Below are 21,537 nucleotides of genomic sequence, written 5' to 3'. Positions count from 1 at the left end.
CATGGGAAGCAAAGCGTTCCCGTATTATAGTTCTGGACCAGATTTCAGAGTACATCAGTGGCATGTATCAGATCCTGAACTCACTCCTCTAAGTCAGGGATTACTGATTTGCAAGCCATGCATTTCTCCGGTACTAACAAAGATCATACCTTGTTCGGCAGCTGGACGGTTGATGCGGCCCTTACCAACTTTAGACGTAAAGAGAACGTGACCATTCTGGCTATCGATGGCATAGAGTTCGCGTCCAAAAGTGCTGACATAAACGATATTATTATCAGCAATCACAGGCGCTGATTCAATTTCATATCTCAGGTGAGCGACCCAGAGGATCTGGCCATTGGTTGTATCGATAGCGTGTAACTTCGTATTGGCGGAATCACCGACAAAGCCTCCGTGTGAGCCAACATAGGCAACGCCGTTTTTGAGAATCATGTCGCCTGAGATATGAATATCCAGGCGGGTGGTCCAGATGCGTTGTTGTTTCTGCATATCCATAGCGTAGAGTTCGCCCTCAGCAAAACAGAGACAATTAATGCCGGTAACGGTCGTCTCGGCCGCAAGGACCTCTCCCATATCCGCATACGTCTCCAGCTTTTGCCCGGTTAGAGCATCCAGCTCATAACAACTGCCACGTTCAGTGATCAGGTACATGTGTCCGCTGGCTATAGCAGGGCGATGAGCTAGGCCTGCTTTGACAGTGACGGCCCATATCTCACGCCCACTGTAAGCATCCAGAGCGTAGACACCATGATCTGGATAAGCATAGACAATATCATTGGCGACTGTTGGCCGCGCCTTAATAAACTCATCAGTTGGAAATGACCAGCGCACCTTACCTGAAATGGCATCCACAGCATATACCTCGCCGGGTAAATTAATATTGCCCGTGCAGACGTAGACAATCCCATTGGAAATGACAGGGGCATCATAAATGCCATAGTTTGTTGTCACCGCCCATAGTTGTTTTCCGGTTAGAGCATCCAGGGCGCGCAACTGATTAGCCTCTTTATGAGGATTATCAACGTTGGTGGTATATGTTCCCGCATAGACAACGCTATTGAGCACAGCAGGTTCTGAATAATAGGTATGGTCCAGGCCAGTAGTAACAGACCAGGCCAGCGTTGTACGTGCGGGATTACCGCTCGCATTCTGTGTTTGTGAACGCAGTTGTGCCCGCTTAGCAATTGGCGTCTGTGCCGGTTGACGAGGCGAGCGCGGCCCACGACTACCACTGCCTTCGGGCTGTGTACGATGTGGATCAGGTAGCGGATTGCCCCGATTAACTGGAGTCTCTCTTCGGATAGGGGACACCGAAGGAGGTGGTGATTGCAACGGAGGCAACGGAGTGCTCTCGGTAATTGGTAGTCCTATTGCCTCGCGTAAAGCAATTACAAAATCAGCCACATTCTCAAAGCGATCATCACGCTCTTTAGACAGAGCCTTCAAAATTACTTCTTCAATTGAAGGCGGAATATTTGGATTCAGCTCACTGGGTAGGACTGGTTGCTCATAGATATGCTTATAGCCAATTGTATAAGGGTCGTCAGCCACGAACAACTGCTGTCCCGTGAGTAGCTCATATGCCACACACCCCAGCGCATACTGATCACTTTTTTTACTAATCTTACCTTTAAACTGTTCTGGCGACATATAAGGAGGGGTACCGATTTCATCCACGCGGCGTGTTCTCTGGACCTGAAGCGCAATCCCAAAATCGGCCAGCACTGCATCACCATCGGCATTGAACAAAATGTTTGCTGGTTTTAAATCCCGATGGACGATGTCCAGATCATGGGCATGCTGTAGTGCCTGCCCAACCTGGTTCAGAATATGCATCGCATCCATCAAAGGCATGGGAGTGCCATTGAGAGCATCCAGGCGATCACGCAAAGAGCCACCAGAAGCATACTCTGCTACAAAGAAAGGGTAGCCCTCGTACAGATTGGCATCGACTACGGGAAGAATATTGGGATGGGTCAATTTATCAAGAATCACCGCCTCCTGGAAAAAGCGATCAATTTCCTCCTGCGTATTCAAGGTAGTATTTAGTACCTTGACCGCCACTGGAGGCTTGTGTTCCAGCAGAAAGTGCTTACCCAGGTAGACACTGCCAAAAGCCCCGTGACCCAATACCTCCACGAGGACATAACTGCCAAGTTGGCTACCTAATAATTTGTCGTTCACCATGTGCTTCCTTTGAATGAGCGGCTGTATTGTGAGTGTGTCATCATCTCATCTGAAATTATATCCGATTTACAGAGAATGCATAAGGGGGCGAGGCATGGATATAGATATTTGGTTTTACTTTTGCCACTGCTGATCGTAAATAAGCTTGATCGGGGTAAAAAAGCCACCTCGCTGATCTTCCTGGTGAGAATTCTTATCAGAAATAGATAAATCAGGTACCAACAATAAAAATAGTCGGTGCATAGGAGAATCGGGGAATGTTGTGCCAAAAGCTCAATGTATGAGATATATTGGAAATATAGGTAGCAACAAATGATTTGTAATAATTGATGTTGTTTATAGGTAGTGGGGACTTTGTTGGAGGAGGAAGTTTCGGAACATTTCTACTGCGAATTGTTACCTGAGGCTTCCTTGCCTCATAGGGAGGTTTCCTTCCTACTAAACGCATTATACAAGCCTCAGTTTAAGATTGTAATGTGCAGATTAACCACTGCTATGTGTATGTGATGTTGAATTTATAAATATTTAGCCCCTTGCCAAAGGTGGCCCTACAATGTCCTCAAGCGTCTTGAATAGCCAACTTGGGCTTGTTCATGTAGAGACGTTGACACCTTGTTATGCTGTTTCTATACTAAGGGAACAGCATAACCTGGCGTACAATCAGATGGGCAGCGTAGTTGCTGGTTGTCTGTGCAGCGTTAGTGGTGGCATGCAATACAAGGTACAACGCATACCATACGTATATGTGGATGCGGAGAAGGGAATGGTACCATCCATGGCGTTTACGCAAGATGAATTACAATCGCTAAACACTATTCTAGAGCAAAAGCTCTTAACGCAGCGGCGCGATTTGGAGCTAATCTTTGATCAGCGTTTGCAAGCGTTGCGACGCGATCTTGAACAGCGGCTAGCAACCGTTAAAAGTGATTTGTTGCATACAATGTCCCTACGCCTCAACGATCAACATGCCCGTACGCGTGAGGTTTTATTGCAGAAATTTGAGGCGCAACATGCCCATCTCATCGAATCTGTTGAGCAAAGCCTTGAGGCCCAGCAGCAGCAACAACAACAGCGCCTTGAAGCTTCAATAGAGCGTTCCCTGGCCGCGCAATTGTTAGCCATCGAGCAAATCATCCATCAACGTCTACCTTCTCCCATTCAATCCGCAGAGTTTTTTTCCGAATACACGGTGGAAGGCCAGCCACAATTTGATGCTATCGAAGTACAAACTGAGATCCCCTGGGAAGAACTGGCGACGCTAGTTGATCACGCTCTGGAAGAGCGGATGTTTGCATTACAAGAGGCTGTACTGACTGCATTGAAAGACCTGGAACAAGTTCTACTGAAACAATTGCAGGCCATGCACGCATCTTCATCGCCAGATAGTGCTTCTCTGTCACCAGATACCTCTGCCGGCGCTCAAGCCAGTCAAGATTCTACCAAAAACATCGAGCGTTTGGAGCATCTGATAGAGGCGATGCAGGTCGCGATGACCGCTAACAGTTCTTTAATTTCGAATCGACTCTATCATCATCAGCAACTGCCCCTGGAGCGTGCTCACCCGGCACAACATACCACCGCGCAGCAGTCCTCGACCTGGCAAGGCCTCGATTATCAACATGCGCAATCATCAGTTACCGAACCTTCTGACACAGATGAATAAAATTTTCTCCTCTTTCCTTGTTGTTGCATCTGCGTTTGTAGTGCTTCGCGAGCAGCAACATACACAAAAAAGCGTTGACGGGAATCTGCTTTTCGACTATAATATCCGTCCGTTCTGTGCCGTGTAGCTTGATTCATGCTATGCAACTGCATCTGCTTAGTTGTCTGCATGTCCGTGAGTTTTCCTGCCACTAATCTGCACTATTTGTTAAATAGCTACCGAGCAAAAGCCAATTGTGTATGACGGCTGGAAGAGCATAGCGGTAAAGAACTGCTCTACAGGATGGTTTTGCGCCATCCTGCGTATGTGTATGTCAAAAATTTGTAGAAATAGCATAGACCAGGGCCGACTTTCAGGTTACTGGTCTGTTCTGCTGTTCGCAGCTTTGATGACGGAGAAGGTGATGCTACGGTTTTACTTTGAAGTGGCACGTACGGCTTTTCGACGCCAGCTCATCTATCGTTGGGCCAACCTGGCAGGCCTGAGCGCCAATGTTTTTTTTGCCATTATTTTCAGTTATGTCATTATTGCGCTGTATCATGCTCGTCCGGCCGTGTCCGGTTACGATGTACATGATACCCTGCGCTACACCTGGTTGATGCAGGCCCTCTTAATGATTGTGCTACCTTTTAGTTGGAATGATTTGATGCAAACTATTCGTACCGGTGATGTGGTTTCCGATCTGAACAAGCCTTGTGATTTTTACCTCTACTGGTTTAGCCGTGAAATGGGACGTAATGTCTACTACATCTTCTTTCGAGGCCTGCCTACCTATGTGATAGGTATGGTGCTATTTGGGCTGGGTATCCCATTAAACTGGCAATCCTGGTTAGCCTTTTTCCTGGTCTTGCCTGTTGGTGCCATGCTCGGCATTGCCTATCGCATTCTCTATAACGTAGTTGCTTTCTGGATCATTGAGGCGCGTGCCATGATGACGTTTGCCATTACCATTGCTCAGTTTCTGACTGGCATGTACGTGCCTATCCCACTCCTACCAACCTGGCTACGGGGAATCGTAGACTGGTTGCCTTTTCATGGTTTTATGGACCTGCCCGTTGAAGTATTCCTGGGGAAAATTACAGGTACAGATCTCGTATTTGACGTCGTACGTCAACTTGGCTGGCTATTTGTTTTGACGCTCGGAGTTCAACTTTTGACAGGGGTGGCGAAGCATCGCGTTGTCGCCCAGGGAGGTTAAGGAAAGATGCTGCATAATGTATGGAGCGATCTCCTGCTCTATCGGCGCCTGATTTTGATCCAATTGAAGTCGCAGACGCAATACAAGCTGAATTTATTCCTGGACATCTTTACATATCTGGGTGTAACGGGACTGGAGTTTCTCTCTTTATTGCTGTATTTTATTCCCTTTCCGACGCTGCTAGGTTGGCATGTGGGCGAAGTAGCGATGCTAGCTGCAGTCATGTCATTGAGTTTTGGGCTGTCAGAAATGATTGGAGCTGGCATCGACAACTTTTCCGTGCTGATCGTGCGTGGCGAATTTGATCGGATACTGCTGCGCCCCGTGAATGCTTTTGTCCAGGTAATTGGTAGTGATTTTCGCCTGCGCCGCCTTGGCCGTATTACTCAAGGAGTGCTGGCATTTGCGCTGGCATTGCATTTTTTGCCCCCGCTACATTGGAGCCCTGACAAGCTGATTGTGCTATGCATCAGTATCGTTAGCGGAACTGTCATCTTCACTTCAATTTTATTGTTGGGAGCTACATTGTGCTTCTGGACGGTCGAGACCACCGAGGTTACCAATATTCTGACCTACGGGGCTCGTGAAATGCTCAGCTATCCACTAACGATTTATCATCAAGTGCTCCAGCGTTTCTTTCTATTTATCGTGCCCGTGGCTTTCGCCTCTTACGTACCAACCTGTTATATATTGGATCGACCACTACCCTTTGGTTTACCGCGAGAACTGGCCTTTGCCTCTCCTTGTGCCGCGCTGGTCTTTGCGCTGATAGCAGGTTGGATCTGGATTGTGGGCGTGCATCACTATCAGAGCACTGGTAGTTAGCAGGCTTGTTATAGAGCAAATAAAGGAATAATCCATGACAATGATGATTGAAGCCGAAGGCTTAAGCAAAACATTTCGTATCGCCAGACGTCGTCCCGGATTGCTGGGAAGTATGCGTAGTATCGTCGACCCTGAGGTACGTACTGTAGCGGCTGTCCAGGACCTGATGTTGCAGGTGCAACAAGGCGAGATGATTGGCCTGGTAGGACCCAATGGCGCTGGCAAAAGTACCACAATTAAGATGTTGACTGGCATTTTAATGCCCTCGGCGGGCCGGTTACGCGTGGCAGGGTTGCTTCCTGTTCGTCAGCGTCGTGAACTGGCGAGCCGTATCGGTGTGGTTTTTGGACAACGGACTCAATTGTGGTGGGATTTGCCGCTGCGGGACTCATTGCAGTTACTGCGTCACCTCTATCGTGTACCAGAACAGCGCCACCAGCAGAATCTTAACCATCTACGTAAGATGCTGGACCTGGATGAGTTTATTGATACACCAGTGCGCCAGCTTTCTCTAGGGCAGCGTATGCGAGGCGACCTGGTAGCAGCTCTATTGCATGAGCCAGAATTATTATATCTTGACGAGCCTACCATCGGTCTGGATGTAGTTGCCAAGGCGCGGATTCGTGAGTTTCTGTTATCATTGAATGCGGAACGTGGCACCACCGTCCTGATTACCACACACGATATGGATGATATTGAAACACTCTGCCCGCGTATGCTGATTATTGACCATGGACGTAAACTTTATGATGGCACAGTCGACACTATCCGTGAGCGTTTTGGTGGTCAACGTACACTGGTCGCTGTCCTGGAGGCGGGCGAGACCGCGGTCCTATCAATGTTGCCCCGGGATGAGTCCGGGCTTCCTATCCTGTCTGAACTTCCATCTGGTGTGTCTGTGCAGAAGCTAGATGGGCCACGACTTGAATTGAGGTTTGGGCGAGCTACGATGCCGGCGCATGAATTAGTGGCATGGTTAGGAGCACGCCATCGCCTGCACGATGTCACTTTCAAGGAACCAGAAATTGAGGATGTTATTCGACGCATCTACGAAGAGAATCTACTCCTCACAGATAATAGCATCGCCGTCTGATCTATCCAGCTGAAAGACGCCCTCCCCATTGTACTGAGCTGGCGCAAAGGTTCCATGCTCATTGTGATATATGAGATGGCCTGCGCCTTCAGCTAGCGAGTTGAAGAATTGGTCCATGCTGAATCCTTTGGCGGCTTTTTATTTGATCTTAGAGGGAGCCTGGCATGGACCAGCCGTCTGGCGTAAAAATAAATATCGACCTTAACTGTTTATCTTAATGCAAGCTAAAGACCGATCGGGCGGTAGGATTCAAAAGCTCTTCAGTATGAGGGTGAAAAAAGAATATTTGATCGGGATTGATCGCGATAGTTAAGATCTGGCCATTGTGGATAGCAACGTTATCCTTAAATTCAGCCATCAATTCTGTATGCTGGCTTACACGTAATATCACTGTTCGGTGGCCCATCATAGGCCCAGAATGGATTACCTGAGAGCGCATCATCACACGAGGGGTTGCCCCCATACCATTGATGGACCATTCTGGCACAATAATGTTGGGACGTATGCCCAGTATGATTTTTGATTGGGGCCCGAGCCGCGAGAGCAATGGCGTCCATTGAGGTGGAAAAGACATACTAAGGCTGTCTGTGCGCAGTTGATAGCGAGTCCCGATGAGTTGAATATATCCCTCGATAATATTGAGTGGTGGGTCAGTCAGGAAGCGGGCCACAAATAGATTAGCGGGTGTCTGGATGAGTTCATCTGGAGTGCCTATTTGCTGAATACGTCCCTCAGAGATCACACCGATATGATTAGCCATGCTAAAGGCCTCGTAGTGATCCTGAGTAATGAAGATACCAGGTTTTTTCTTGATGCGCTGCACCATCAAAATTTCCTGGCGCGTACGCCGGCGCGTGCCAGGATCCAGCTGCGAGATTGGCTCATCGAAAAGATAAATATCTGCATCTTTAACCATTACGCGCCCGATTGCCACGCGCTGGAGCTCACCACCAGAAAGATTTCTTGGTTGACGCGGTAATTTTTCTTTGAGTCCGAGCATCTCTGCTACCATGTGCACGCGCAACTCCACCTCAGCTCTGGGTAGCCGACGAAAACGCAGACTCTGAGCAATATTTTCGTAGACCGTCATCGTAGGGTTGATGCCATAATCCTGAAATACAACCGCAATATTGCGCTGAGCGGACTCCCACAAGGTGATATCCTGTCCATTGAGCAAGATATTACCAGTATCGGGTTCTTCAAAGCCACAAATCATACGTAGTATAGTCGTTTTCCCACTGTCAGACGGTCCCAGTAACACAAATAGTTCACCCTCATCGACTGTAAAGCTGACATCGTTAACGGCCAGCTTATCGCCGTACTGCTTCGAAATATTTTGTACTTCCAGCTTACTCATACATTTTCAATCTCCATTGATAAACATGGCTTACATGCTTATGCCTCTCTGGTAGAACATGCAATGAAGTGACGAAAAAATCTTCTTGTGTTATAGAACGCTCGACTATTAAAAAAATATCAATATGCCAACCATAAGTGACCGTTTTTGTCGATATAACTTTTGTTACCCTTATGATTATTGCAATGATAATGTGTCATACAGCTGTATCTCAATATATTGCGGGGAAAATCAGCTATCTTCGTGTTCGATCTGCGCACCTAGTCGCAATGTGAACGGCTTCTGATTCAAGCACTTACAGGAGCGCAGATCATCCAACAGTACCAGATCATCAGCCGGGAGGCGAGCCGTTTGCTCTATGAGTTAGCATCCTACCTTCATGCTCGCGCGCGTTATCACGAGGCGGAGCTGCTCTACCAGCGCGCCTTACACATTTGGGAGCTGTGCCTGGGAATAGAGCACCCTCAGGCTCAAATGTTTCGTGCGAACTATTACATTTTCTTACAAAAAAAGAAATCTGACACAAAACAAGGCGAATAGAAAAGGGCTCTTAATCCCTTTTGTTAGGGAGGTATTCAAAGAAGTCTAGACCCAGAGGAATTGTAAAGAAATTATCTGTTTTATTTGGCTCAAACGCACTTTTGATGATGAGGGAGAATACCTGAGCAGCAAAGCGTGTTAAACAATGGGCAAATGAAAGACCATGTCACCCGCTTAAAACTGATCAAGCGTAAAGTGTGGCCGCGCCAAGTTTGATTTGCTCCGCTTATGCGTTTATGCGTGCGGTATGAACTTGACACGGCTACCTTATGTCTCTGGGCAGACCTTCTGCTTGGTCCTCCGTTTGGCTTCTTTTGCTTCTCTTCTTACATTCTCAGCAAAGGTGTGTGCTTAGAGCGTCGAATCGAGCATATAAACCTCAGGTGATTTGATTTCCCACTCCCGAGAAGGGCTATTTTGCCGGGCGCTCTGCAAGGTGGGCAGGGCTAGCTGGAAAGCCTCCCGAGATTCCCAGATAGAGATGCCCATGAGCGTTCCTTTTTCGGGATCCTTGAAAGGATAGGGAGCCTGAAAAAGATTTCCTGGCTGCTTCTTCATCAGCTCGCCAAATTCGTGCATACTCTGAACCAGCAGCGCTTCCTTTTCAGGTTGTGGATAATGAATGGAATAGAAAATAAACAAGGTTGGTGATCTCCTCTCTCGTATCGAGTTCTGCGGCCCGCGGCACCGTTATCCCCCAATTGTTCAAAGAAGAGCATTGCTATGCTGAAGGCACGGATGCTGGCGCGCACCAGTTTTCATTCTGAAGCAAACAAAGAAAAACGGAAAGGCTCACCTACATTGGTGCTGTTTCGAAGAATAATTGCCTGATTAGGTTATTCGAGATCGGCTCTTTTGGCCATATCTTCTTTAAGCGCAATCTTTGAGCTTTATCAAAATCAGCAACAGTGAAGATGAGCCCTCCTCCTCATCAAAAGTGCGTTTGAGCCTTATACCGTCGTAAAGTTGGCTCTGAGTTTTTTAAGAAATCGCTTGTATTGCCGTTTGAGAGGGGGAAGATCTGACCTCCATTTTGACCTCCATTTTCACGACTAAAAGAGAACAATTGCGCACAGTTTTGCACAAGAAATGGAGGGAGCTGAGCCTGATGGGGACATCGTAGAAGGCTATACTCTGGTCAAAAATAGGGAATTGTGTTATTGTTATTAACACGACACCACAAAGAAGTACCCCCGCTTAATTGGCTTCTCAGGCTGTTCTAGCAGAGGGCACATTTTTCCAAAGGGTATGGTTGACATCCACTTTGACATCCACTTTCTGGAAAAAGGCACTTTTTGCGCATTTTATCTGGCGATGCTAGGTAGATTTACCGGGAAGGATGGAGCGCCATCCAAATGATGACAATTGTAACTTTTTGTCCTTTTCATGGTCAAGTCATGAAAATTCTTTATAAAATCGCATTTCACTGCTTTGTCATCTTCCCCCATTCCACCTTACAATCCACATTTCTTTTGTTTTAAATTATGAGTCTTATTATAGCCGTTTAGTATATCATTTTTTGGGAAGATGCGTTTTTATCCCCATTACTTAAGTTTTGTGTTATATACTTAAATGTATTAACTTCGAATGGCATTCATCCCTAACATTATAAATACTTAGTGAGGATATGAAGATGTTTAAGAAGATCATGAATAGCCTCTCCCATCCATGGATAACGGGTATCGCAACGTTTTGTACGATCCTGGCAATCATTTGGGCAATCTTTGTCTGGTTTGTCCCCAATCCCGGATTACTTCATTCACAAGGAACAACTCCCTCCCCAACAGAACTTTCTCATCAACATACAAGTTCAACACAGATACCAACGCAAGCGTCCTCACCGTCCCCGACCCCGTCTCCCACCGCTACCCCGTCTCCCAAACCTGCTCCTTCGGGTGTAATTCAAGTCAATAAAACGTTAACTTGCGGCGGTTGTGATGACCCAGTTCTTATCACGATTAATAGTATTACCGTTGACGACTCGCTTGCGAAAATGACCTTTGCGATCACTTTGACAAATAAAACGAATCAGCAACAGAACTTTTATTGTGATCAATTTCAACTCATTACCGGGCTTGAGAATACGGCGTATGATGGCACTGGAGAAATGGTCGGTTATGACGCTAATAGTCAATATATTAATCCCTTACGTGGGCTTGCGGCTTCGGCGACTGCTCAAACACAGGTCGTGTTCTCCTTTCTTCCAAATGTCGGTCAACAATATCAATTAAACGTGGACATGAAGAAAGGATCTTTCTCAGATTCACCAGCCATTAAGTTCGATCCTGTGGCTCTCAACTTCTAACTCCTCAAGATCATCGAGTAGGTTGTATCAACGGACGCTGAAGATTTATGTGCGGCGGTCAGGAGGGATGAGCTTTTTGTTTCTTTCCCTCCTTCCGTTTTTCTCATTCATCTTGCAAGGATGAAGATCCTATTTTTTCTTCGCCCCTACCGCATTTGCATCATCATCATCATCATCGTTTTTGAAACCAAATTTGGTATGTAAATCGTCCATGGCTTGGCGCTGTAGCGATGGGTCCGTATGGGAGTAGATGTTCATGGTGATGCTGATGCTGCTGTGTCCGAGCAGTTCCTGGACCACCTTGGGGTGGACGTTCATGGCCATCAGGATGGATGCTGCGCTGTGGCGGAGATCGTGGAAGCGGATGTGCTCCAGGCCCGCCTTTTTCAGGGCCAGTTCGAAGTACCGCGAGACGCTGCGCGGGTTAAAGTAGGACCCGAATGCATTGCTGAAGACCAGGTCGCGCACCTCCCAACCCGGCCCTGCCTTGAGCCGCTGTTCAGCCTGGCGAGCCTTCTGCTTCTGGATTTCCGCCATCACGAAGTCTGGGATTTGGATCCGGCGTTTGCTGTAATCCGTCTTGGGTGGCGTTTCAATGTACTTCGTCTGCCCATCGACCGTAAGGTAGGAGACGGTACGGGTGATGAACACTGTTTTCGCGTCCATGTCGATGTCGCCCCATTTCAGCCCTAGCATCTCGCCCCTGCGCATGCCTGTCGCGATGGCCAGTGTGAGGAGGCAGGTCATCTGGCTGCTGACGTACGTGTCCCCGTCTGTATAGCGGAGGAGCTGCTTCGCCTGCTCAATGGTGAGCGCGTGATGATGTGTTCGCGGGATCTTTGATACCTCCACATGCCTGGCGGGATTCATTGCGATGTATCCCCACTTTACTGCGTCATTCAGCGCTGCCCTGAAGATGGTGTGCGTTAATTTCATGGTGCCAAATGACAGCCCCAGCTCTTTCTGCATCTTTATGTACCCCAGCTGTATCTGGTCACCGGAAAGTGAGGAGAGCCGATTGGATCCCAGAACCAGCATGATCTGTTTGATGCAGGTCGTATAGGTCACGTAGGTCGAGTCTCGAATACCTGCTCTGTGAACTTTCAACCAGTACTCCAGATAGGATGCGACCGTGAATTTGGGCGCATCCGGTTTCACTCCCTGTTCGATTTCTTTCTTTAAGGCTTTGAGTATGGCCTTGGCTTCTTTTTCATCCTTGGCGTACTTGAAAATGCGCTTTCCGCGGATGCGTATACTCACTGCCCAACGGCCGTCGCTCCGTTTGGTAATGCTTCCTTCTCCCTGGTCGCGCCTAGTTTGCCTTTTCCTCTTGTTGTCTGCCATCGGCTACCTTCTTTCTTTAAGGATGCTTTATTAGATGTTAATATGCCTCATTTCAGAATTGAGCAATATACTGAAATGCTCAAGAGGGGGCTGGTTTTAGTGGGTAAAATTCAGTTTTTCAACCAGCCACAATGAAAATCGGCCTCATACCGGCGTTGGTGCGAGGCCAATTGTAGCGAAAATTACTAGGATCCCTGGTTAAGCGCCGATTTGTGTTGCCTGCTGATCAATCCAGGCTTGTAGTTTGGTGAGAGGGACTCTGGTCGCGCCACCGATCTTCACAACAGGGAGACCATCGTTGTTGATCAGATCGTAGACCTTTGTACGACCCAAGTTTAACGTGGCCATGACCTGTGGGATGGTGAGCAGCTGCAGTTGATCTGGTTGGATGACTGGTGTGGCTGTAGTGTTCTTGCGTTTTCCCATTTGCCGTGCCCTTCTCTTTCTTTGTCGTTAAGGTAACAGTGAACGTAGTGACATAATGAGAGGATTCAAAATTGCCCTACGGCTGCGCATCAGAAGCACATAAAATTTAGCCTATTCAATGAATGCGTCTGTTGATGTAGATGTATGTGTGCAATCCTCTTCATAATTATTCTCTGAAAGCACATAAAACCTATGTTGTATTTGCTTATTTAGAGTGAGTATTCGGGCGTGTATACAGCCCTTCATAGCAATGCCAGGGGCGACATTGTACGACGATATTGAGGCGATAATGGGCGCAAAAAAGAGCCTGCCATGACAGCAGGCTCAAATGACATGCATTCTCAACAATCAATATGATCACCAATCTGAGTCGTAGTAGCCATCGCGGTCACGATCCTTATTCCGCTTATCTCTTTTATCTTTTCGGTTGCCGCCTCGGCTTCCACGTCCGCTACCGCCGCCACCTCCACCATCGCCACCAACCCAATCACCCTTATTGTTTCCTTTTCCATCAGGCGTACGGGGAATGATGCCCCATAGGGCTTCTTCAATGTTTTGAACCACCGTTTTCCGAGTGAAATCTTTCTGGTGAAACCACTCTTTGGTGTGAGGGTCCTGATACCAGTAGGGGCAAGACCCACGTAATCCGTTTGCGCAATACTCACAATCCTCTGGATCATCAGACATGGTGAAACTCCTTTTCAATACACTGGATTTCCTGCCAACTTTGTAAAGGGACGACACGGAGTGGGTAGGACTGGTTGCACTCTTCTTCACAATGATCAAAAGCGATCAGCGTGAGATAGGTTTTCAATACACGTCGATCCCGCATCGACAACGTATCAAACGCATCGAGTAACAGGTCAAGACTGTCATCGATGAGGTAAACAGGTTGCTTCTGGGCGCGAACCATCGCTGCAATGGTTGTTAACTTTGCCCTGGGGGATTCACAAAACATCACCAACTCTGCATTTGGAAAATCGTTATTCTTGAGCCAACTTTTGGTTGAATTAGCAACATCTGTATTCCACGCAGCGTCAAACTCAATGAACCGGGCGGTGCAATATTGCAGACTGCTCGATCGTTGCGCAAGATACTGAATACCTTCAACGGAACCATCAATAACTCGACATCCCACAATGTTGAGAGGATGCCATCGCATCAGCTCCATTTGCCGTCGAAAGCGATCAGAGCCAACCTTTGTCCTGTGGGCCGATACTTGCGGCAAGGCCCCAAACTCTCTCAAGGAAGCAATAGAGGCAATATTCGGGATAGGGATTGCTAGCTGCAATATATCATTGCAGAGCGCGACAAAACGTTGTACATGTCCTGTGGCCAGCACGCCATCAATATCAACGAGGACCTCTTCCACCTTCTCTCACCTCCACCTGTTACCTATGCCAGCACAGATGTGCAGCTACTAATCGTTTCTCCTCTTCTTTCATTATACAGGCATGACCACCGCGTGCTTTTCCAGAAGAAAACGGAACTTGCAGAGCCGGCGCGCTCTTTACACTCTCTGGCCAGCTTGCGCCAATTTGCTGGGTAGCGCTTCGGGTTCTCACCCCTCCACCTGTACCTTGCCGGCGCGCCAGATCGTTACCATATGCTCGACTACGCTGATGTAGTGCTGCTCGTTGTTATGGTCCGCGTTGGGAGCATAGCGAGGGATGATCGTCTCAACGGTAGTGAGGCCCACGCCCTTGTAAAGTGGTCCATCAAGGAGCTTGTACCAGGCGTCGAACCCATCCTCCCAGCTGTAGAACTGCGCATAGCCGCCTCTGTCCTGATCGACACACGGCCGATCATTGATGCATCGCAAGTTGCCGAGGGCCAGCGTCGCCGTCGCCTCTCCCCTGGTCCCAAAGGTGCTCTCGTTCATGAAGAAGGCCAGGGCAAACACAGGATCAATACCATACTTGAGGCCCAGATCATACAGGGCCTGACCTTTGCCGCGGGCAGGGGAACCGTAAAAGTCGAGGATGGCGTTGATCTGCACAACTGAGATGGTTGGCTTGCCATAGATGCTCATTCCTCCAGATGATGCTGGTGCAATTGTAGGCGTGGCAGTTGGTGACTGCGCGCCAGCTGGTGCAGGTGTGCCAGGATGCTGTGAAATCATGAGGTAAGCTAGAATAATAATCGCAGCCAGACCAAAGTACGCGATGATATTGCGCATGGTATAATCTCCTTAGTGGCGCCTGGTCGCACCCACCAAAGTTCAACCAGACGCCCAATGGTGGCGGCTCTTTCGGGAGCCGTCATTCCCTATTCCCGATTCCTTATAATCCGGTCCTGAGCATCAGCACAGACCACGCGAATAAACCGGCAGCCAGCCGTGTGGCAGTTGCCCCAGCTGCAGCAATAAGGCTGGCCACACGGCTGGGCAATTGTTTGGGTCTTGCTCCCAGCCGTCCAGATCGCCGGTGATCGGGCCGGGCTGCATACCGATGATTTGCGGGCTTCTCTCACGCCCAAAGAAGCGTCGAAACATGAGTTATCAGTCCTTTCGTAGCAGATCGATCCCCACGCCCAAGATCATCAATGCGAAGGCAGCCACACCGGCTGAATAGATGCAGCCCAGGATCGTGTTATGGTTGATGAAGGAGACGCAGGCCATGAGGCTAAACACACATGCAACAAGCAGAAAGATGATCAGCAAAGTTGGGGCATCTTTCTTTCGAGCTTGGCGCACCTGGTGCTGGCTCTCTCGTTTAATCTCGCCAATGTTGTGCTCAAGCACGGTTATGCATTGGCGATCATAATCCTCTTGCGCTTCAGAGAACGCCCGATTGAACAGCGCATTGACCAGGCTAGGGCTAGGATCAGTGATCCCGGCATCGACCAGCGCTTCTGCATACTTTCTTGCTGCAGCGTCCATATGCCGATTCAAGTGCTCGCGTGCGTCTGGATAGTCTTTCATCTGTTGCTCCTTCCCATTGATGACCGACATGCTGAATTCCTTATGTGTTCATGTCGATATAGCGACCTTCATAAATATCCTCTGAAAGCGCATAAAAATAGCGGGATAAGCGTTACTGCTTATCCCGCTTCTTCTACTACGTTAAATTTTATCTGTAGTATTCAATTCAGCTCCACAAGGGCAGCCATAGCCTTTGCAGCTATGTGGTTCTACCCAACGAATGGGAATGCCGCGTTGCCGCGCGTACGTGATCTCTCGGCCCGTAGATCGGCCGATATAATCCGCGACATTGAGCACCAGGATTTCATCTGCAATATCGATTTTGCGGAGATGCAAGGTATACAGGCGGCCCTTATCTTCCTCATTCAGGCCAAGCGCTTCATCACTCTGGAAGCCACAACCGATACTCAAAACTATCTTTCCGGCCAGGGTCTCTTGCAAATTGGCCTTCTTAAAGGCGACTGAAAAACGGGTGCTTCCGCAGAGGCAAACAATCGTGGGAAAATTCTTTCTCACTGTGAGAAGTAAATGATGAGGAACCTGCCCAACAAGCGTTAGGTAAGTTCCTCAAGACCTAAACAGAAGACACCTTATTTTTTTGATTTTACAGAGGATGTGTGTAAGGTAACGGTTGGCTGTCCTCTACCTATAGCTATTACGGCCTGAGCTTGAGCCAGCGTACTGATATAATTTACTGCGGCAACGAATCGTAGCCCGATGGCTAGAATAACATTAATGTTTTTAGCAGTAGCTAGGAGACCTTCTTGGACTAGATGCCTGCTCAGCCCAAACACGGCAGCAGCCACTGATGCTAGGCGATTTAAAGTTCCAGGAGTTGCCACTAACTGACCAAAGGTCTGCGCAGCATTCCGTAGATGTTGAGTTTGATGAGAAGGATCTTTGAAAGCCAGGACAATCTCCTTTTGAACATGAAGAAGTACTGGTGAACTAAGAAATACGGTAGAAACAAGGTTGACAGAAGCCGCGGAAATTGTGAGCACTTGATGCGAGTCAATCAACGAAGCTAGAGTTAGGAGGAATTGAAGCGTATAAATAGATACAGCTCTTGGACCAAGCGGGTCTAACGTTGCTTGTGACTTCTGGTTAGCACCGGAGAAGTGAGCTGTTAATTCGAATTGACATTGGGGGCCAACTACCCCAACATTCCATAGGCCTATGCATACAACATCTCCATTGTTGGGATAGAGCTTTGTTGCTCCGGTACTAGCAGTCAATTGTGTGTCAAACCACAATTGCGTATCATTTTGCAGAACGAAGGTACCAGTAGGAAAATGTAAGGATTTTGCAAAGGCTTCAATCACTTTAGGGCTGAAGTGGTCGTGGGTAAAAATAACTGTAGGAGCAGGAGGAGGGGGAGGCGGCGTAGGAGTGGGAGTAGGAGTAGGAGTGGGAGTAGGAGTAGGAGTAGGAGTGGGAGTGGGAGTAGGAGTGGGAGTGGGAGTAGGAGTAGGAGTGGGAGTAGGAGTAGGAGTGGGAGTAGGAGGTGTGTTTGGGTTCACTGTAATATCTAGAGTTGTAAGAATATAAGTAGGAGGGTCATCTGAAATATACTGTACAGTGTATATACCAGATTTTGCATAAGTGTGCATCATCTGTTGCGCGGGCCAATCTCTAAATGGAGCACCATTAGGCTCTGCTGGACATTCGACATATGGTATTTTGTCAATTGTACCGTCACCCCAGTTAAGATAAAGGGTCGGTGGTGGTGGCACATTAGGTACTCCCTCAACAGAGGACCAATTTTGTGACCAAGTAAATGTAACAGTTAATGGAGCGTTCCCCTGTGTATGATCTACTTGGGGGTAGTAGTCAAAAACAGGTGATCTATAGGTGCAACTAGAAGTAGCAAAAGCTCTTGGAGTAAAGAAGGAAAGAGAATTGGCTAATAAAAATACTGACAAGACAGCTAAAAGCACTATACGCGAGGGCCACTTTTTACTGATATTGATTAATGGTGTAGCAGTGGGTATCATGTTCTGTTCCCCTTTCGATGCTAATACAAATTAGTAGAATATCAGCTCTAAACTCCCTGTAGATGTTCAGATTAAATGGTTGTCTCGTGCTTCATGTGATCCTATAATGTTGTGAATCTAGTATGGCGAAATTTAGACTCTGCCGTAGTATCACGGATTTAGTCGACTTCAACTAAGACACTCATTTCTTACTTCGCATCTCAAATAATGGTCACGAAGCGCCAGCGACTTACATCTAGATAATCACTACCAGATAGATTTCAAGCGCGGCAAAATCCCTTATCAACAAAGCATCCTCTCGCTGATTATGCATCAAAAATACGCATGCACCATATAGCTATCATTATACAATATAATGATAGCTATATGGTGTGTTAAGTCAAGTGCCTCTGGCAAACATTATCTTTTGATGGTTCTACAAGCCATATTAGAAGAATAACAGTCGAAACGACCAAAGTTGCCCGCCAGGGATTGAATGCAGCTAAAATAAGGTTTGACGTTGATCAAAATACTGTGCTCGAATATCAGCGAGAGGTAGAGATTGCTTCCTTCCTCTCCGTTGTACCGCACAGAAGCTGCGTTTGGCACGAGCCCCGCCCTGGGCGCGTTGCTCTTGTTCCCATTCTTCACATGCTTGGTAGCGCTCTGGGAAATGCGTCCCGAGGCGTATCCACTCTCGGATACCTTGCCGCACACACCGGCCACCACAATTGTTATGCGAGAAGCCCAGGCTATATAATCGTGGCGGTTCTATTTGCCAGTCCTGGCGGCATACATCAGTTAGCGGCCGTACTTCATAGGACTCCCAGAGAAGTGGATAATCAACCAGCACGTCGGGAATTGCCTTCGCGTAGGACTCTTTGACACTGATTAATCGGCGCTTCTCCCAGCGATCCAACCCGATATACACCACTGGTAGCGAGGGCATCGCGAGAATGAACTGGCGGAATGGTTTTACTTTCAGTTCGTAGCTACAAGGAGCTGCCAGGTTACAGGGAATGAGCTTTTTTTGTGCCGCTACTTCCAGCGGAGTTCGCCCATCTGTATACCAATAGAGCGTGCCGCCCCAACGCTGCATACAATCTCGCAGGAATCGATACAAATCGTCATCCTCGTAGAGTGTATCCGCGAACCAGAGGAGTACCTGGTCACGCCCATACCGCTGGATCACACGTTCAGCAGAGACGGCGCTGGCTAACCCACCAGAAAGAGAGACCGCGTATTTAGCGGCCTCTTTGGCTGCAATATGTAAGTGATTCGCCTGGTTGAGATGACAGATTTCATAGCCAGGGATGGTACTGATCGTCATAGCCACCTCCTCCAAAGAAAGCCACCCAACATCATGCCAGTTACAAGCATCACGGCGATGGACCAGAGATTGACATCATGGGCCAGAAAGCCGCCAACAATCAGACCGACCAATGCGTTCATACAATACAATGGAAAGCGTTTCATGGAGTCTTGCATGATTGTTCCTTCCAAAAAGCAGCCCTTCAGCAAGGGCTAGAAGGGCTGCTTTAAGATGTTTATCTGATCAGGCTAAAATGGATGCTCGTCCAGTGTCTCCGCGTCCGTGTCCTCAACTGCGGTTGGCGGTGATGTAGTTGGTTGAGCATCTGTTACTACGTTCGCAATCGCCTTGAGCAGAGCTAGCTGGCCTTCTGCGCGATGGAATGCAGTCTGGTGTAGTTGTTCAGGCAATGGTGAACCGATGCGGCGGCATAGCACTTCCAGTTTGGGATAGGAGCGCAATGAATAATATTTCATTGCATGTTCCATCAGATCTTCTCCAATAAAGGTGAGGGATTCGATCCCCAGGCGTGTCGTTGCCTCTTGGAGTTTCCCGGCGTCGAAATCGAGATTGTAGGACAGCACATACTTCCCGTGCAGTACTGTACGTAGCTGCTCAATCACCACTTGGATGGGTTGGCCCTTGGCGATAAGGTCTTGGGTTGTGATTCCGGTGATCCGCTCGATATCCGCGTTAAGTGCTCTGGTAGGCGACTGGGCATACAGATCAAGAAGTGTATTGCCTCCTCTATCCAGTACCAATGCACGGATGATTTCAGCGCTTTCATACAAGCCAGTGGTGTCCAGTTCAAGGAAGGCTAAGTTTGGCATCGCAAGGATATTTTGTGCCCAGCGTACAACTTCAAATGGGGGGATTGTGGGCAAGCTGTGGGCAAGCTGGTAGAGTGCTTGCAGGGCAGTATCTAACTGCCTAAGTTTGGCCTGTAGATTTTTGCGGAGCTGATGATGCTCAATAAGTTGATCAACAGAATGAACAGGTTCTGTAGCCTTCACTTGCTCAAGTGTCTGATTAACGGACGCTAGTATGTTTACTGTATCTCTTAAGTCCATATGCTTCTCCTAACATAGCCAGGTAGATACAACACTTTTCATGTTTATCCTCTAAAGGCACATAAAAAAGAGGTGACAAGGCTCACCCGAGTAAGTTTCACTCAGGTGAGCAGAGGTTATGAGAGTTCTTGTTGTTGCCATAACGAAAGCTGTACAGGCTCTGTGCTCCAGACCTGATGAACAGGACGTGGTTGATGAGCCTTGCTCAGGGAGAGCAAATAGAGAAATCTGGATCCTTCCGGGGAACTGCTGTCATAGCAGTTGGCATTCTGATGCATTTGTCGGATGCGTTGTCGAAGCAGAGACCATAGCAGATACGGTTGCTCTCGGGCATTGGGGTCTCGCTCAATGACGCCAATGCGCCATGGGACCGGTTGTCTTCGCGAGATGATTGGCATTCCATATTCCAGATCTCTAAGATCACCCCCATGGCGTTTCATGAGAGGCATCCAGCGGCGCGTGATCCTGATCCAGGCTCGTGGCCAGACGTACTCCCAATCGTTTGAGGCGATCTGGTCAGGCAGCAGGGAAATGGTATCAACACTCAGCTTGATGACCTGGGTACCTACAATGGATGGGCAGGATCGCTGCACGCGTCGAAACTGTAAGGCTGGTGTCCTAAGTCGGAAAAAGAGAGTGTCCAGATCAGGTGCTGTTGGGATGCGTTGCGTGGCCATTCCGGTTTCCGTTGCACGGGTGATACTCCAGGATTTACTCTTCAAGCGCATACTGGATACTGAGGCTATAGCCAAACGTTTCGATACACCAAAGCTGATTTTCTTGGGTATTAGCATGGCCGCCCAACCACCAAACAACGTCGACGCCCATCGATGTATAGTCATTTGTACGCTCCTGTAATTTCCCCGTTGTTATGCTCGCTAATTGAATTTCATGGGCCTGCCGCAGGCCAGTAGGAAAGGTGACCAGCAGATCGGCGACGCGCCAGATAGGTTCTAATTTGACTTCCAGTTCGATGGTTGCTTGCATATATTCCGGGAACTCTTCGCGCAAGTGATTTTGAAGATAGAGCTTGGCATTGCGGTGGGCTGCGGACTCAGGATGGCTCTTATATTGGCTCTCACAGGTTGCCCGATGGGCAAAATGCGGCTGCCGAATCAGTCCGATGCGCATGATCAGGTCCCCTTCACATAGAGGACAAATACAATCTTGTGGTTGGATCTCTCTGGAGGGATTTCGATACCGCGTGATATCGATGCGCTCACCGGTCACACGATGTTGAGCAACAAAAGGCATAAACCGGATCCTTTCACTCTTATTTCATAAATATACGTCAAATATCTCTGGGATGCAAAATACGTAT

The 21,537-nt window shown here is 48.1% G+C and carries 22 protein-coding genes; 5 read left to right on the top strand and 17 right to left on the bottom strand.

What is annotated here, in order from left to right:
- Nucleotides 1-93: 93 nt before the first annotated feature.
- A complete protein-coding gene (locus tag JMI88_RS05080; protein ID WP_201360649.1) occupies nucleotides 94-2,187 on the bottom strand; it encodes a protein kinase domain-containing protein in 2,094 nt (697 codons plus the stop codon).
- 775 nt (nucleotides 2,188-2,962) lie between these two features.
- Between JMI88_RS05080 and JMI88_RS05075 the strand changes: the two genes are divergently transcribed.
- The 4 genes from JMI88_RS05075 (at nucleotide 2,963) to JMI88_RS05060 (ending at nucleotide 6,966) form a co-directional block, all read left to right on the top strand.
- Nucleotides 2,963-3,850: a hypothetical protein gene (locus JMI88_RS05075; protein ID WP_201360648.1), complete on the top strand. Its 888-nt coding sequence runs from the start codon at nucleotides 2,963-2,965 to the stop codon at nucleotides 3,848-3,850.
- A 403-nt stretch (nucleotides 3,851-4,253) separates the two neighbouring features.
- Nucleotides 4,254-5,048 (top strand): ABC transporter permease, encoded by a 795-nt coding sequence (locus tag JMI88_RS05070; protein WP_201360647.1) that lies wholly within the window; start codon nucleotides 4,254-4,256, stop codon nucleotides 5,046-5,048.
- A 6-nt stretch (nucleotides 5,049-5,054) separates the two neighbouring features.
- Nucleotides 5,055-5,873 (top strand): ABC transporter permease, encoded by an 819-nt coding sequence (locus JMI88_RS05065; protein ID WP_201360646.1) that lies wholly within the window; start codon nucleotides 5,055-5,057, stop codon nucleotides 5,871-5,873.
- 34 nt (nucleotides 5,874-5,907) lie between these two features.
- A complete protein-coding gene (locus JMI88_RS05060; protein WP_201360645.1) occupies nucleotides 5,908-6,966 on the top strand; it encodes an ABC transporter ATP-binding protein in 1,059 nt (352 codons plus the stop codon).
- Nucleotides 6,967-7,180: 214 nt separating this feature from the next.
- Here the strand turns inward: JMI88_RS05060 and JMI88_RS05055 are convergent, their stop codons facing one another.
- Together JMI88_RS05055 and JMI88_RS05050 are read right to left on the bottom strand one after the other, a co-directional pair.
- Nucleotides 7,181-8,323 carry an ABC transporter ATP-binding protein gene (locus JMI88_RS05055; RefSeq protein ID WP_201360644.1) on the bottom strand — a complete coding sequence of 381 codons (1,143 nt, stop codon included), beginning with the start codon at nucleotides 8,321-8,323 and terminating at the stop codon, nucleotides 7,181-7,183.
- Between the two features lie 891 nt (nucleotides 8,324-9,214).
- Complete coding sequence (locus JMI88_RS05050; protein WP_201360643.1) at nucleotides 9,215-9,505, bottom strand: putative quinol monooxygenase; 291 nt, start codon at nucleotides 9,503-9,505, stop codon at nucleotides 9,215-9,217.
- 991 nt (nucleotides 9,506-10,496) lie between these two features.
- On the opposite strand from JMI88_RS05050, the gene JMI88_RS05045 reads away from it, so the two are divergent.
- Nucleotides 10,497-11,168 carry a hypothetical protein gene (locus tag JMI88_RS05045; protein WP_201360642.1) on the top strand — a complete coding sequence of 224 codons (672 nt, stop codon included), beginning with the start codon at nucleotides 10,497-10,499 and terminating at the stop codon, nucleotides 11,166-11,168.
- A gap of 129 nt (nucleotides 11,169-11,297) precedes the next feature.
- Here the strand turns inward: JMI88_RS05045 and JMI88_RS05040 are convergent, their stop codons facing one another.
- From JMI88_RS05040 to JMI88_RS04975, 14 genes are all read right to left on the bottom strand, one after another.
- A complete protein-coding gene (locus JMI88_RS05040) occupies nucleotides 11,298-12,512 on the bottom strand; it encodes a tyrosine-type recombinase/integrase (protein ID WP_201360641.1) in 1,215 nt (404 codons plus the stop codon).
- A gap of 198 nt (nucleotides 12,513-12,710) precedes the next feature.
- Nucleotides 12,711-12,938, bottom strand: coding sequence for a helix-turn-helix domain-containing protein (locus tag JMI88_RS05035; RefSeq protein ID WP_201360640.1), 228 nt, complete (start codon nucleotides 12,936-12,938; stop codon nucleotides 12,711-12,713).
- Nucleotides 12,939-13,295: 357 nt separating this feature from the next.
- Nucleotides 13,296-13,625: a hypothetical protein gene (locus JMI88_RS05030; RefSeq protein ID WP_201360639.1), complete on the bottom strand. Its 330-nt coding sequence runs from the start codon at nucleotides 13,623-13,625 to the stop codon at nucleotides 13,296-13,298.
- Complete coding sequence (locus tag JMI88_RS05025) at nucleotides 13,618-14,310, bottom strand: hypothetical protein (protein WP_201360638.1); 693 nt, start codon at nucleotides 14,308-14,310, stop codon at nucleotides 13,618-13,620. Before JMI88_RS05025 ends, JMI88_RS05030 begins: the two co-directional genes overlap by 8 nt.
- A 189-nt stretch (nucleotides 14,311-14,499) precedes the next feature.
- On the bottom strand, nucleotides 14,500-15,117 hold the full coding sequence (locus JMI88_RS05020; protein WP_201360637.1) for a glucosaminidase domain-containing protein: 618 nt from the start codon (nucleotides 15,115-15,117) through the stop codon (nucleotides 14,500-14,502).
- Nucleotides 15,118-15,240: 123 nt separating this feature from the next.
- Entirely contained in the window at nucleotides 15,241-15,432 is a 192-nt protein-coding gene (locus JMI88_RS05015) for a hypothetical protein (protein ID WP_201360636.1), read from the bottom strand.
- A 6-nt stretch (nucleotides 15,433-15,438) separates the two neighbouring features.
- Nucleotides 15,439-15,891, bottom strand: coding sequence for a hypothetical protein (locus tag JMI88_RS05010; protein ID WP_201360635.1), 453 nt, complete (start codon nucleotides 15,889-15,891; stop codon nucleotides 15,439-15,441).
- Between the two features lie 111 nt (nucleotides 15,892-16,002).
- Nucleotides 16,003-16,302, bottom strand: a complete 300-nt coding sequence (locus tag JMI88_RS05005) for a hypothetical protein (protein WP_201360634.1) — start codon at nucleotides 16,300-16,302, stop codon at nucleotides 16,003-16,005.
- A 149-nt stretch (nucleotides 16,303-16,451) separates the two neighbouring features.
- On the bottom strand, nucleotides 16,452-17,855 hold the full coding sequence (locus JMI88_RS05000) for a hypothetical protein (protein ID WP_201360633.1): 1,404 nt from the start codon (nucleotides 17,853-17,855) through the stop codon (nucleotides 16,452-16,454).
- A gap of 481 nt (nucleotides 17,856-18,336) precedes the next feature.
- On the bottom strand, nucleotides 18,337-19,164 hold the full coding sequence (locus JMI88_RS04995; protein ID WP_201360632.1) for an adenine nucleotide alpha hydrolase family protein: 828 nt from the start codon (nucleotides 19,162-19,164) through the stop codon (nucleotides 18,337-18,339).
- A complete protein-coding gene (locus JMI88_RS04990) occupies nucleotides 19,161-19,322 on the bottom strand; it encodes a hypothetical protein (RefSeq protein WP_201360631.1) in 162 nt (53 codons plus the stop codon). The genes JMI88_RS04995 and JMI88_RS04990 overlap by 4 nt, the downstream gene beginning before the upstream one ends.
- A gap of 72 nt (nucleotides 19,323-19,394) precedes the next feature.
- Nucleotides 19,395-20,216 (bottom strand): 3'-5' exonuclease, encoded by an 822-nt coding sequence (locus JMI88_RS04985; protein WP_201360630.1) that lies wholly within the window; start codon nucleotides 20,214-20,216, stop codon nucleotides 19,395-19,397.
- A gap of 116 nt (nucleotides 20,217-20,332) precedes the next feature.
- Nucleotides 20,333-20,893: a hypothetical protein gene (locus JMI88_RS04980; protein WP_201360629.1), complete on the bottom strand. Its 561-nt coding sequence runs from the start codon at nucleotides 20,891-20,893 to the stop codon at nucleotides 20,333-20,335.
- Nucleotides 20,894-20,927: 34 nt separating this feature from the next.
- Nucleotides 20,928-21,470 carry a competence protein CoiA gene (locus JMI88_RS04975; protein WP_201360628.1) on the bottom strand — a complete coding sequence of 181 codons (543 nt, stop codon included), beginning with the start codon at nucleotides 21,468-21,470 and terminating at the stop codon, nucleotides 20,928-20,930.
- Nucleotides 21,471-21,537: the final 67 nt, after the last annotated feature.

The sequence above is a fragment of the Dictyobacter formicarum genome (assembly GCF_016587435.1).
The sequence above is the reverse complement of the archived record's forward strand: the minus strand, read 5'-3'. Positions and strand labels throughout refer to the sequence as shown.